This window comes from Asaia platycodi JCM 25414 (assembly GCF_000614545.1).
Lineage (GTDB): Bacteria > Pseudomonadota > Alphaproteobacteria > Acetobacterales > Acetobacteraceae > Asaia > Asaia platycodi.
Window position 1 is genome coordinate 247663 of record NZ_BAKW01000002.1, and the last position, 13187, is coordinate 260849.

The 13187-nt window shown below is 60.5% G+C and carries 9 protein-coding genes and 3 pseudogenes; 7 read left to right on the forward strand and 5 right to left on the reverse strand.

The window, feature by feature from the left end; all coding sequences use genetic code 11:
- Nucleotides 1-83 precede the first annotated feature (83 nt).
- Both JCM25414_RS16625 and JCM25414_RS16630 read left to right on the forward strand, forming a co-directional pair.
- A pseudogene (locus JCM25414_RS16625) lies at nucleotides 84-834 on the forward strand (SDR family NAD(P)-dependent oxidoreductase).
- A gap of 40 nt (nucleotides 835-874) precedes the next feature.
- A pseudogene (locus JCM25414_RS16630) lies at nucleotides 875-1722 on the forward strand (PPK2 family polyphosphate kinase).
- Between the two features lie 128 nt (nucleotides 1723-1850).
- On the opposite strand, the gene JCM25414_RS03230 reads toward JCM25414_RS16630, so the two are convergent.
- A complete protein-coding gene (locus JCM25414_RS03230; protein WP_025840706.1) occupies nucleotides 1851-2618 on the reverse strand; it encodes a DsbA family protein in 768 nt (255 codons plus the stop codon).
- A 201-nt stretch (nucleotides 2619-2819) separates the two neighbouring features.
- Between JCM25414_RS03230 and JCM25414_RS03235 the strand changes: the two genes are divergently transcribed.
- Both JCM25414_RS03235 and recA read left to right on the forward strand, forming a co-directional pair.
- Nucleotides 2820-4250 carry a gamma-glutamyltransferase gene (locus JCM25414_RS03235; protein WP_025840707.1) on the forward strand — a complete coding sequence of 477 codons (1431 nt, stop codon included), beginning with the start codon at nucleotides 2820-2822 and terminating at the stop codon, nucleotides 4248-4250.
- Nucleotides 4251-4432: 182 nt separating this feature from the next.
- Nucleotides 4433-5473 carry a recombinase RecA gene (recA, locus tag JCM25414_RS03240; RefSeq protein ID WP_025840708.1) on the forward strand — a complete coding sequence of 347 codons (1041 nt, stop codon included), beginning with the start codon at nucleotides 4433-4435 and terminating at the stop codon, nucleotides 5471-5473.
- Between the two features lie 115 nt (nucleotides 5474-5588).
- Here the strand turns inward: recA and JCM25414_RS03245 are convergent, their stop codons facing one another.
- Together JCM25414_RS03245 and JCM25414_RS03250 are read right to left on the reverse strand one after the other, a co-directional pair.
- Nucleotides 5589-6590, reverse strand: coding sequence for an alpha-E domain-containing protein (locus JCM25414_RS03245; RefSeq protein WP_025840709.1), 1002 nt, complete (start codon nucleotides 6588-6590; stop codon nucleotides 5589-5591).
- Nucleotides 6591-6616: 26 nt separating this feature from the next.
- Nucleotides 6617-8083, reverse strand: coding sequence for a circularly permuted type 2 ATP-grasp protein (locus tag JCM25414_RS03250; protein ID WP_025840710.1), 1467 nt, complete (start codon nucleotides 8081-8083; stop codon nucleotides 6617-6619).
- A 287-nt stretch (nucleotides 8084-8370) separates the two neighbouring features.
- On the opposite strand from JCM25414_RS03250, the gene JCM25414_RS16635 reads away from it, so the two are divergent.
- Both JCM25414_RS16635 and JCM25414_RS03260 read left to right on the forward strand, forming a co-directional pair.
- The gene (locus JCM25414_RS16635) at nucleotides 8371-8985 is read left to right on the forward strand and encodes a transglutaminase family protein (RefSeq protein WP_242403307.1); all 615 of its coding nucleotides are present in this window, start codon (nucleotides 8371-8373) and stop codon (nucleotides 8983-8985) included.
- A 275-nt stretch (nucleotides 8986-9260) separates the two neighbouring features.
- Entirely contained in the window at nucleotides 9261-10355 is a 1095-nt protein-coding gene (locus JCM25414_RS03260) for a zinc-binding metallopeptidase family protein (RefSeq protein WP_025840711.1), read from the forward strand.
- A 7-nt stretch (nucleotides 10356-10362) separates the two neighbouring features.
- Here JCM25414_RS03260 and JCM25414_RS03265 read toward each other — a convergent pair whose 3' ends face one another.
- Nucleotides 10363-11109: a methylenetetrahydrofolate reductase gene (locus JCM25414_RS03265; RefSeq protein WP_025840712.1), complete on the reverse strand. Its 747-nt coding sequence runs from the start codon at nucleotides 11107-11109 to the stop codon at nucleotides 10363-10365.
- Nucleotides 11106-12001: pseudogene (folD, locus tag JCM25414_RS16640) on the reverse strand (bifunctional methylenetetrahydrofolate dehydrogenase/methenyltetrahydrofolate cyclohydrolase FolD). Before folD ends, JCM25414_RS03265 begins: the two are co-directional and overlap by 4 nt.
- A gap of 77 nt (nucleotides 12002-12078) precedes the next feature.
- Between folD and JCM25414_RS03275 the strand changes: the two are divergent.
- Nucleotides 12079-13125, forward strand: a complete 1047-nt coding sequence (locus tag JCM25414_RS03275; RefSeq protein WP_025840713.1) for a threonine aldolase family protein — start codon at nucleotides 12079-12081, stop codon at nucleotides 13123-13125.
- Nucleotides 13126-13187 lie beyond the last annotated feature (62 nt).

A 13187-nucleotide genomic window follows, 5' to 3' on the forward strand; every position in this document is an offset into this window, starting at 1 on the left:
CCCTTGCGGCAACCATAGACGGTGTCACCCGTCTGAACGGGTGCGTCCTTCGCAAGACCTGCAGCCTGACAAGGGAGAAGACAATGGCAGTAATTCTGGTGACCGGTGCGACAGCCGGTTTTGGTCGGGCCATAGCGGTGCGCCTCGTGAAAGAGGGGCATAAGGTGATCGGCACAGGCCGCCGCAAGGAACGTCTCGACGCGCTGCATTCCGAACTGGGCGATGCCTTCCTGCCGCTCGAACTGGATGTCACCGACGAGCAGAAGATTGCAGCCCTTCCTGAGAGCCTGCCCTCTGACTGGCGTCAGGTTGACGTGCTGATCAATAACGCCGGCCTCGCTCTGGGGGTTGGAAAGGCCCAGAATTCCGATCTCAAGGATTGGAGAACCATGATTGACACGAATGTGACGGGTGTCGTCGAGGTCACTCGTGCGTTTCTGCCGCAGATGATCGAACGCAACCACGGATACATCATTACGCTTGGCAGCATCGCAGGCACCTACCTATGTCGGGGGGAACGTCTACGGCGCCACCAAGGCCTTTGTTGCCCAGTTCATGCGCAACCTGCGTACGGATCTGCTGGGGACGCGTATCCGGGCGAGTACGATCGAACCTGGACTGTGCGGTGGCAGCGAATTTAGCAATGTGCGTTTGCGCGATAACCAGAAGGCTGCGGATGTCTACAAGGGCACAGAACCGCTTACGCCTGAGGATATCGCGTCGACCGTCTCCTGGCTGTTGAGCCAGCCGCCTCATGTGAACATCAACGCCATCGAAATGATGCCTGTCTGTCAGGCAGCCGGTGGTCTTGCAGTGGATAGAACAAGTGACTGAACTCACAGCGAGCGTGGCCCGTAAACTCCCCGGGCGTTACATGATCACCGACGGAAAAGGCTTTCAGCTCGATTCCGTCAAACCCGATGACCATGCCGGTCTCGACAAGGACGAGGTCGAGGCCTGGCTAGACAAGCGCAAGCAGCGCCTCGGCGCGCTGCAGGAGCGTCTTGCCGCCGAGCATCGCCACTCGGTCCTGATCGTGCTTCAGGGCATGGATGGTGCGGGCAAGGACAGCCTGATCCTCAACGTCATGACGGGCATGAACCCTCAGGGTACGAAAGTCGTCTCTTTCAAGAAGCCGAGCGACATCGAGCTTTCCCATGACTATCTGTGGCGTGTGCATATGGCTGTGCCGGGGCGTGGCAGATCGGCGTGTTCAACCGCAGCCATTACGAGGATGTACTGGTGGCACGCGTTCATGCCGACACGCTCAACACCAACGGCATGAAGGGCGATCCCAGGAAGCAGGAATTCTGGGATCATCGCCTTGAGGATATCTGCAATTTCGAGGCCTATCTGTCTCGTCAGGGCATCCATATTCTCAAGGTGATGCTGCACATGTCGCCCGATTGCCAGCAGGAGCGCCTGCTACGCCGCCTGAATCGTCCCGATAAACGCTGGAAGTTCGACGAAAGCGATCTGGCCGAGCGCAAGTTCTGGCCGGATTATCAGGCTGCCTATCAGGAGGCGATCCGCGCCACCGCTGGCGAGCACGCGCCCTGGCTGGTCGTACCGTCGAACAAGAAATGGTTCTCGCGCATGGTGGTGATGGAAGCCCTGATCGAAAAGCTCGAAAGCCTGAGCCCTGAACCGCCGCCGCCTTCGCCGGAGATTCTCAAGAATCTCGAAAGGCTGGAGGCCGCGATCAAGGCGAGCCATCCGTAAGAAGGGGCACGCGGGGCGCTGGCCCGCCCCCCCGCCAGGCGAGTCGCCCTTTGGAAACCCGTTCAAAATGACAGGGGTGCAGGGGGCCTGGTCCCTGCCGGGTCGGGCAGAGCCCGGCTGGTTCAAGCTCAGTGAGCGGCGCGTGCGTTCTTGATCTGAGCGCGCATTTCTTCTGCCGAGACGGCGCCAGGGATGATGGCGTTGGTGCCGAACACGAAAGTGGGGGTGCCGTCGAGGCCGATTAGGCGGGCTTCGGCGAGGTTTTCGTTGATCTGGGCGGCCACGCTTGAGGCGTGCATATCAGCGACCAGTCTGTCGGCGCTCAGGCCGTTGGCGGTAGCAAGTTGACGAATACGATCGAGGGTCGGGGGTGCCGTGTCCTGCATCAGGGCGCGTTTCATCTTGTCATAGCCCCCCTGAAGAGCTGCGGCGAAAATGGCCTGAGTGTCGAGCACGCTCTTCTCACTCAGAACCGGGACGATTTTTTCAACGAGGCGCAGTTTCGGGTCGGCCTTGAGCAGGGCATCGACGACCGGCACCATGCTGCGGCAATAGCCACAGCGTGGGTCGAGGAATTCCACGATCGTCAGATCGCCGTTCGGGTTGCCTCGAATGGTGTAGTCCGGACCCTTCTGCAGGCGCTCGCGGTCGGATTTGACGTGAGAAAGCGCGTCGTCGCTCGCCTTCTGCTGGGCGCCCTGACGCAGCGCGACGATGGCATCGCTCAGAATGCTGGGATCATCCTTGAGCGCCTGGCGCAGGATGGAGACGATCTCCGCCCGCTGCTGCGAGGTGAAGCTGGTCGCAGGCTCGGCGAAGGCGGAAACGCTGGCCGATGCGGTCAGACCGAGGGCGAGAAAGGCACCGGCAAGCCGGGCGCGGGTCGGGCGGGTCATGAGAGCGATCCTGCAAGGCGGGAGAAAAGGAGCTTCTGCATAAGACAGAGACGGCGATTTCGCAAAACAGGGACGCGTCTGGCAGGTTGCCCATCGTCCTGATCACGGTTAGATGCGTTAACGAACCCAATTTCCGAAGGGTTGCGTCTTCGGCTTCGAAGACCGGCCCTGCGGAACAGAAGAGAAGAGGCTTGCCGGGTCATGGAGACACCGCACGTGGCGCATCGTCGGACGAACGCCCCCTGTCGCCCCGCAGAGCGCATCACGCGCAAGGCGGGTTTGCGCTCGGCCTGCGCTCTGACTGCGGCAATGCTTCTGGCCGGATGCAGCGACGTCGCGCATATCGGTCATAGTCTGTTCGGCAAGACCACGCCGATCGTCACGGGCTATATCGGCACGGTCGTGGCCGACGAGCCGCGCGCGGCACTGGTCGGGCGCGATGTGCTGGTTCATGGCGGTAACGCCGCCGATGCTGCAGCAGCGGTCGGTATGGCTCTTGCGGTCACGCTGCCCTCGCGCGCTTCGCTGGGCGGTGGCGGGGCCTGCCTTGTGAGCCGTGGCCGTGAGGCTCCGCAGGCCTTCGTCTTCCTGCCTGTAGCGGCTCCGGCAGCGCCGGCAACGCGTCAGGCCGCCATTCCGATGACGCCGCGCGGCCTGTTTACCATGCAGCTCCGCTACGGCACCGTAGAATTCGCCGATCTGCTTGGCCCGTCGGTGCGCCTGGCGCGGTCCGGCACGACGGTGAGCCGCATTCTGGCACAGGATATCGCAGCCGTGCAGACGCCGCTTTTTGCGGATGATGCCGCCCATACCGTTTTCAGCCGAGCAGACGGCACGCCGCTCCAGAATGGCGACGCGATGGTGCAGCCGCAACTCGCGAGCTTCCTTGAGCGCATGACCAATCTTGGCGTGGGCGACCTTTATAATGGCGCGCTCGGCGCGATCTTTGTCGAAGGGGCCAACAAGGCGGGTGCCGGGCTTTCCACAGCGTCAATGCGCACGGCGATGCCGATGCAGCTTGCCGCTCTTCAGGTTGAACAGGACGGCTATACGGCCTCGTTCCTGCCGCCTCCGGCCGATGGTGGAATCGGCGCTGCTGCGGCGTTCCACACCGGCGCCTCGGCACAGGGTGTGGTCGCAACATGGCGTAGCGAAGACCGTCATGGCCTGAGTGGTGACGCGTTGCTGAGCGCGGCCCAGACGCTGGTCAATGCCGGCTCCAGCCGTTCCGGCGCCCTTCCTGCACTTCCGGCCTCGACTTCATTTGTCGCGACTGACAACAAGGGCGGCGCGGTGGCCTGCGCCCTGACCAATAACAACCTGTTTGGCACCGGCCGCATGGCCGATGGTACGGGTGTGCTGCTCGCGGCATCGCCGGGGCGCTACCCTGCGCCTCTGCTTTCCGCCGCCATCGTCCAGAGGCGGGGTAACCTCGTTGCGGCTCTGGCCAGTTCTGGCCAGAACGATGCTGCCGATGCGCTGGCCTCAGCCACCCGTGCCGCCGTATCGGGCACGGAAGTGCCGCATGAGGGGCAGGGTCGTGTGAACGCCTCGCTCTGCAAGGGCGATACGTGTCACGGCGACACAGACCCTCGCGGCGGCGGCCTTTCGGTCGGTAGCGTAAACAACTGATCAGGACATGACTTCATGCCCCCTCGAAAGAGGGGGCATTTTTCTTTGTTGCCCCTTGTGCAAAGGGGCGTTGGTCATGATATGTTCCCCAGAACAAAAGTGAACGATTTAGACGAATCGCCTCATGCCCGATTGCCGTTCCGGCGGAGTTCGGCGAGACTGATGCGAGCGGAGGACAGGACATGAGCGTAGACAGGACGAAAGCACTCGAGGGTGCGCTGAGCCAGATCGAACGTGCTTTCGGCAAGGGCTCGATCATGCGTATGGGGCAGCGCCCCAAGGAGCAGGCTGACGTTATTTCCACCGGATCGCTGGGCCTCGATATCGGCCTGGGTATCGGTGGTCTGCCGCGGGGGCGTGTGATCGAGATCTATGGTCCCGAAAGCTCGGGCAAGACGACACTGGCCCTTCATGCCATTGCCGAAGCCCAGAAGAAGGGCGGCACCTGCGCCTTTATCGATGCCGAGCACGCGCTCGATCCTGGCTATGCCCGCAAGCTGGGTGTGGATGTCGATAATCTGCTTCTCAGCCAGCCCGATGCTGGTGAGCAGGCGCTGGAAATTGCTGATACGCTCGTGCGCTCCGGTGCGGTCGATGTGCTGGTGGTCGATTCCGTGGCCGCTCTCGTGCCGCGCGCCGAGCTTGAGGGCGATATGGGCGACAGTCATGTCGGTCTTCACGCGCGTCTGATGAGCCAGGCCCTGCGCAAGCTGACCGGCACCGTTTCGCGCTCGAACACCATGATCATCTTCCTGAACCAGATCCGGATGAAAATCGGCGTGATGTTCGGCAATCCCGAAACCACGACGGGGGGCAACGCGCTCAAATTCTACGCTTCTGTTCGTCTCGACATCCGCCGTATCGGGTCGATCAAGGATCGTGACGAGGTGGTTGGCAACCAGACGCGCGTGAAGGTGGTCAAGAACAAGATGGCTCCGCCCTTCCGTCAGGTTGAATTCGACATCATGTATGGCGAGGGCATCAGCAAGGTCGGCGAGCTGATCGATCTTGGCGTGAAGGCTAATATCGTCGAGAAATCGGGTGCCTGGTTCTCTTATGATAGCACCCGCGTCGGTCAGGGGCGTGAAAACGCCAAGCAGTTTTTGCGCGACCATCCCGAGATGGCGGCTGATATCGAGCGTCGCATTCGCGAGCAATCCGGTGTGGTGGCAGACGCCATGATGACGGCGCCTGAAGAACAGGAAGACGATTCCGAGGGCTGAGGTCTGTTCGACGCAGGGCGCTGCCCCGCACCCACAAAGGGCGACCGCCCTTTGGTGGGTGCGGGGATGAAAGGGGTGAGCCCCTCCTTCTCCGGGGAGTGGGGCAGAGCCCTGTTTACTGAGATTGTGAGTGTGCACTGCCCGGGAGAGGCTCCGCTGGCGGCCAATAGGCTGCTGCGAGGCCGTTCTGGCAGGCTTCGATCTGGTCCTGTATCCAGTCCATGCATTCATGAAGACCGCGAATGATGATCTCTTCGGCGGTCTGATCTTCGAGCATGGCGCGAAGTTCGGAAAGTCGTTCCTGTACATCCGAGCATTGACGGCGCAGATTGTAATGCGTTGAGAGCGCGGCCAGCACGGAATCGGCATGGCGGAGATTCAAGGCGAGAGAGCGGGGGAAGCCTTCGTTCTTGAGCAGAAACCCGACCACATTGGCCGGCGTGGTGGTGACGGGCTTGAGGCGGCGAAAGGCATGATAGGCCGCCGCGGAACGCAGGACCGAGGCCCATTGGGTCATATCGATTTCAGATCCGACCTCAGAGGAATCAGGCAGAAGCGTGTGATAGCGCGTGTCGATCAGCCGCGTAATCTGGTCGCTGCGTTCGAGGTGACGGCCCAGCAGGTAAAACAGCCATGCCTGATCGCGATAGAGCGTGCCTTCGGTGACCCCGGCGTGAGACTGGCAATCCTGCTTGATGCGGTTGCAAAGCGTCGAAAGGCCGGTTCGACGTATATCGCTGACATCGAGATCGAGCACCCAGCGCGTGAAGACATTGAGCTGCATCCACATTTCAGTGGAGATCAGGGGGCGAGCCGAGCGGGCGTTCTCACGCACGCAGTGCGCCATGGCCTTGATCGAACTCGGATTGGCGCTGTCGGTGACATAAAAGCGCAGATAATCCTCCTCGTTCGCCCCTGGATACAGGGCGCGAAAGCGTTCCTCGTCGGAGTTGATCTGCACGATCGACTCCCAGACGGGCTTGCCGTCTGCCCCGCGGACAAAAGCTTCGGTCACCTCCAGTACGCGGGCCAGGTTTTCGATACGCTCCATATAGCGGGCGAGCCACATCATGTTTTCGGCATAGCGCGAAAGCAGCGTGTTGAGGTCGGGCAGCATCCCGGCCATGTGCGGATTGAATCGGCTCATTTCGACATCACCCAGGTGTCTTTCGACCCCCCACCCTGAGAGGAATTCACGACCAGAGACCCCTTGCGCAGGGCGACGCGAGACAGACCGCCGGGGAGAACCCAGGTCGATTTTCCGGTTACGGCAAAGGGGCGCAGATCGACATGGCGCGCCTCAACGCCTGCCGGGCAAAGGGTCGGCACGACAGAGAGGTCAATGACGGGCTGGCTGATATAGTTCGACGGGTTTTCAAGCAGCTTTTCACGAAAGGCTTCGAGCTCGTCTTCTGTGGCATGAGGACCAATGATCAGTCCGTATCCACCGGAATCGCCCACAGGTTTGACGACAAGACTGGCCAGATTGTCGAGCGTATAGGTAAGGCCCTCCGGCTCGGCGCAGATATGGGTCTCGACACTGTCGAGAATAGGGTCTTCATCCAGATAATAACGGATGATGCGAGGCATATACGCATAGACAGCCTTGTCATCGGCAACGCCGGTGCCCAGCGCATTGGCAAGCGTGACATTGCCCAGACAATAGGCTTCGACAAGTCCGGGTACGCCCAGAAGGCTTTCAGGATTGAAGGCGAGCGGATCGAGAAACGCATCGTCGATGCGACGATAGATCGAATGCACAGGGCGAAGCCCCGCCACCGTACGCATGAAGACATGCTGGTCTTTCACCACCAGATCGCGGCCCTCGACGAGGGGCACGCCCATTTCGCGTGCGAGAAAGACATGTTCGAAATAGGCCGAGTTGTAGATGCCGGGCGAGAGAAGCACGACCTGCGGGTCGGCAACGCTGGCAGGGGCAACGTCGCAGAGCGCCTTGTGCAGGCGCACGCCGTAATCCTCGACCGAGCGCAGCGCCATGCCCGACGCCAGATCGGGCATTAGACGCAGCATCATATGACGGTTTTCGATGACGTAAGACACGCCCGAGGGCGTGCGGGCATTGTCTTCGAGCACGAGAAAGCGCCCTGAACGGTCCCTGATGAGGTCGGTGCCGTTGATATGCACATAGACTCCACCCGGCACATCGACGCCGATCATCGCCTTGCAGTAATTGGGATTGTTCAGCACCAGGCCGGCCGGGACGATGCCGTCCTTTAGAATGCGCCGCTCGTGATAGATATCCCAGAGGAAGAGATTGATGGCTTTGACGCGCTGCTGCACACCGCGTTCGATGAGGGACCATTCCTCTGCGGTCAGAAGGCGCGGTATGACGTCGAAAGGCAGGATGCGGTCTATCGCCTCGCGCTCTGTATAAACCGTAAAAGTGATGCCCAGACGCCAGAGCAGGTTTTCGGCATTCGCCGTGCGCTCGCGCAGATCGGTGAGGGTGAGATGGGAGAGCCTCTCCTGCACCGCTTGCAGGGCCTCGGGCAGTGGCGCCCCGCGATTCATCAGCTCGCAGTAATAAAAGGGCGTGTCGTAGGTGGAGAAAATACCCGCCTCGTGGAGAGGCGAATTGTCTGACGCCATTTCTTCTCACCTTTAGCCTGCAATGACGTGGCGCGTATTGCGGTGGAACGTTACGAATGTTTATTAAACTATCAGTTTTTCCGCTTTGCCAAGACAGAAAAAACAGGCACTGGCATAGAATAAGGCTGAGTGAGGCGCTGTTTTGCTCAGTTGAACACAATAACCCTGTCTGACACACGGAGTTGCCTTCCGAGGGGGCGTCGTTACGATGACGTAAACGAGAACCGGGCTTGGAAAAGGGAAGAGGATCAGGTCGCCATGAAGTCTGGTGCGGGGAGGCGAGGGACGTGAGTAAACCGATTCTGCTCAATCATCGCACTTCCTACAGTTATGACAGGATGGTCTCGCTTGGACCTCAGACCATTCGTCTGCGTCCCCCTTTGCGCATGCGCAATGCCATGACGACCTATGCGCTGACCATAGGCCCCAATCACGCCAGTCTGAGCTGGGGGCAGGACGCGCATGACAATCTCGTCTCGCAGGTCGTGTTCGCCGAGCGTATGGCGCAGTTTGTTGTCGATGTAAGCATGATCGTCGATCTGACCCCGTATGACCCGTTACAGGCTCCCGCAGATGCACGAAATGCGTTCGGAGAACATGACCCGGCCTATCGTCGCCTCATCGCCGATGCCGCCATTCTGAACCCTTTTCTGAGCGCCGATGATCCGTCACCGGCCGAAACCCATCTGTCTCGGCTCACCACGCTCGCAAGGCGGATTGCGACCCGGCTGCATTACATGCGCCGGATGGAACCGGGAGTCTGGCCGCCGGGCGAGACACTGGCGCGCGAGGCAGGGTCGTGCCGCGATAGCGCTTGGCTGTTGATCGCTCTGGCGCGTCATCTCGGTTATGCGGCGCGCTTTGTCTCGGGCTATCTGATTGAGCTCGGCCTTGCAGGCTGACCCGGATCGTCTGGTCTGCGATCTGCATGCCTGGGCGGAAATCTGGATTCCCGATCAGGCTGGGTCGGATTCGATACGACTTCCGGGCTGATTGCGGCGCAGAATCATATTCCTCTCGCTGCGTCGGATACGCCTGAGACGGCAGCCCCCGTCTCGGGGCTGCTCGATCAGTGCGAGGCGGAATTCGATGTGTTGATGCAGGCTCATTACCTTCACAGGGAACCAAAGCCATGACGCGGGGTTCCCGATGGTATGGCCAACGGGATGATCGATTCGTGAAACTCTTTTCCTGCGAGTGCTGCAACCAGCCTCTTTTTTTCGAAAATACGCGCTGCGAATCGTGCCATCATGCAGTCGGCTATCTGCACAGGGTCTCGGATCTCACTGCGCTTGATCCAGGCCCGCAGCACGGCACATGGCTGGCTTTCGAGCCGGGCTATGAAGGCGTACCTCAACGCTATTGCGCCAACCATGCCTATGATGCCTGCAACTGGTTACTGAGCCCGGAAGAGAGCGTTCAGGGGTCGCTCTGCTATGCCTGCCAGTTCAATCGCTTCATCCCGGATCTGAACGATGCCCATAATCTTGAACGCTGGCGCAAGATCGAGACGGCCAAGCATCGCCTGTTTCATGCGCTGATCCGCCTCAGATTGCCGATCGTGAACCGGCGCGACGATCCTGAGAACGGACTGGCTTTCGACTTTCTCGAATACGCACTCGACGGCTCCGGGCCGGTCATGACCGGCCACAGCAACGGACTGATCACACTTGCCATTAACGAGGCGGATGACGATCAGCGTGAACGGATGCGTGTCGAGATGGGAGAGTATTATCGCACCCTGCTCGGGCATTTCCGGCACGAGATAGGTCATTACTACTGGAACCTACTCATACGCGATGCCGGCAGGCTAGAACGGTGTCGCGCCGTTTTCGGCGATGACCGGCAGGATTATCAGGAGGCGCTCAAGGCGCATTATGCCAAGCCACCCTCCGATGACTGGCAGGCCGATCATGTAAGCGTCTATGCGGCTTCGCATCCTTGGGAAGACTTTGCCGAGACCTGGGCGCATTATCTGCATATCGTTTCGACACTCGAAACGGCTTGGCTCTACGGCATCGCCATCGCGCCACTTACGCCCTCGGCGTCGCAATTCTCGGCTCCTGCTATCGGTGGCGATCCCTATCTTACCCTCGGCTTCGACGAGATCATGAGCGCCTGGTTACCGCTCAGCATGGCGGTGAACAGCCTCAATCGCTCAATGGGGCTGCAGGATCTCTATCCTTTTGTTCTGACGACCAGCATCAGGCGCAAGCTGGCTTTTATTCACGATGTAATCAGGGAAACCCAGGCAGGTCAGACACCGGGCTGAGCATGGCTCAGCCTTTCAGCAGGTCGCGCAACGGACCGAGATAGGAATCGAGCGCCACGCGCAACGGCATGAGATAGGCATCTTCGCCTCTGACACGGATCTCGGTCAGGATCTTGCGTGCGAATACGATGTTTGCGTCAAGGCTCGGGTCGAAATCATGGGGGAACACCACATGATTGACCCTCTCCCAATAGGCGCGCGATTTTGGCCCTATCACGGGGGACAACCCCCAGAAGACGCGATCCTTTTCGAGCCATGAGGCGCTGAGTTCGAACATGCGCTGGTCGAACAGCGGCTGGGTGAAGAACCCGGCAGCCCCTGCGTCACGCTTCTGCTTCAGGTCTTCGAGTTCCTGCCAAGGCGCACGACGATAGGGGTCGAAAGCAGCATAGACGGTCAGATGAGGCGCTTCGCGGCGATAGCGGGCAATGATCTGTGCCGAGCTGTTGGGCCAGATGCGGTGCGTCGCATCGGGCGGCGGATCGCCAGCGATGACAAGCACCTCCTTGACGCCTGCCTGCTCTGCGCAAGGGAGAGGCGCGTCAGGCGCGATATCGATGGCGCGGATATGAGGGATCGCCGTGTAGCCGTGATTCTGCGCCAGAGCAGCGCCTTCCCACGAGCGGAGCGGCAGGCGCAGCAGATCGGGAAGGTTGACCGTTTCGACTGCCGGGGCGATCTGGCGCAGCAGTGTCAGATCGGTATTCAGACTCTCTGTATCCCGGGGAATCAGCTCGATGGCGACGCGGCTCATGCTTCGGGGCGCTCCAGCACGTTGCGAGCGGCCTGAAGCGTGTTATGCAGCAGGCAGGCAATGGTCATGGGACCGACACCTCCCGGCACCGGAGTAATATGCCCTGCAATCGGGGCTACTTCTTCGAAGGCAACATCGCCGACAAGGCGCGTCTTGCCGTCCGGCAGCGAGATGCGGGTAATACCCACATCAATCACCGTCGCTCCCGGTTTGACCCAGTCGCCACGAACCAGACCGTTCTTGCCCGTTGCGACCACCAGAATATCGCCCTCGCGCGCGAGGCATTGAGGGTCTCTGGTGTCGATATGACCGACCGAAACCGTGCAGCCTTCCTTGAGCAGAAGCTGCGCCATCGGTTTGCCGACGAGATTCGAGGCGCCGATCACCACGGCATGGAGGCCGCGCAGACCTGGCAGGGTTTCCTTCAACAGCATCAGACAGCCAAGCGGCGTGCAGGGCACAAGCCCATCAATACCGAGCTCAGACGCCCGGCATTGACCTCGCCCAGACCGTCGACATCCTTTTCGGGGGCAATGGCATTGGTCACCACGATCGGGTCAATCTGCTGTGGCAGGGGCAACTGCACAAGAATGCCATGAATCTGCGGATCGGCATTGAGTCGGGCGATCAGTTCCAGCAGCTCGTCCTGCTCGGTTGTTTCGGGCAGCATGTGCATGAAAGAGCGCATCCCGGCACGATGGGTCTGGATCGCCTTGTTCTTCACATAGACTTCGCTGGCCGGGTCGTTGCCAACCAGGACGACGGCGAGACCCGGTATCTTGCCCGTTCGTTCGCGCAGGGCTTCGGCCTCTGCCTTGACACGATCCGTCAGGCTGCGGGCGATGGCCTTGCCGTCGATAAGCTTTCCTGACAGCGCCGGATCGTGTTTCATGCGGAAGATTCCTGTGACAAGGAGGCCTGGCCGGGCGAAAAACCAGACGGGGCCTGAAAACGAAGTGAGGAACGGACGTGACCGAGGCAATACGCAAGAACTTCGCGAGTGACAACATCGCCCCTGTCTGCCCTGAAGTGATGAGAGCGCTTGAGCGAGTGAATCACGGATCTGACACCTCTTACGGTCAGGACAAAACGACGGCAGCCCTCTCTGCGATGGCGCGTGAAGTGTTTGAGCGCGATGTCTGGGTCTTTCCCGTAGCGACCGGTACGGCAGCCAATAGCCTGGCCCTGTCCGCGGCGACCGATCCTTTCGGGGCGGTGGTGTGCGACCAGAGCGCTCATATTGCCAATGACGAGGGCGGCGCGCCGGAGTTCTTCACGCATGGTGCCAAGCTGGTTCCAATTCCCTCTGATGACGGGCGTATGGCGCTCTCAGATCTCGACCGGGTGCTGACCGAGAATGGCGGTCACGGGGTGCATACCAGCCCGATCCAGACTCTCTCTCTTACCCAGAGCACGGAATGGGGCACGGTTTATTCGCTCGACCAGCTGGGTGCGCTGACGACACGTGCACGTGAAGCGGGTCTCGCCACGCATCTTGACGGCGCGCGTCTGGGCAATGCCATCGCCGCGCTCGGCTGTCGCCCCGCCGATGTGAGCTGGAGAGCCGGGTTTGACATGATCAGCTTCGGTGGCACCAAGAATGGTGCCATGGCTGCCGAGGCGGTGATGATTTTCCGCGAGGACCTGGCGAAGAATTTTCTGCGTCGCATCAAGCGCAGCGGGCATCTCTGGTCCAAGCAGCGTTACCTCAGCGCCCAGATTCTGGCCCTTCTCGAAAACGATCTGTGGCTACGCCATGCGGCCCATGCCAACACCATGGCCCAGCGTCTGGCCCATGGCCTGCGACGCCACCCGGTGGCGGCTTTGCCTTTCGAGGTACAGGGCAATGAGGTTTTCGTCGTACTGCCCGAGCGCGGTGTCGCGGCGCTCGAAGCCCAGGGGTACGAATTCTACCGATGGACCAATCCACCGGGTCTTGAAGGGGTTCTGATCCGTCTCGTCACCTGCTGGGCGACCGAATCTTGTGATGTTGATGCGCTTCTCGCCGCGCTCTGAGTGGCATTGATGTCATGAAAAGAAGGCGCAGTCCCGGAACGGGGACTGCGCCCTTTCTGTGT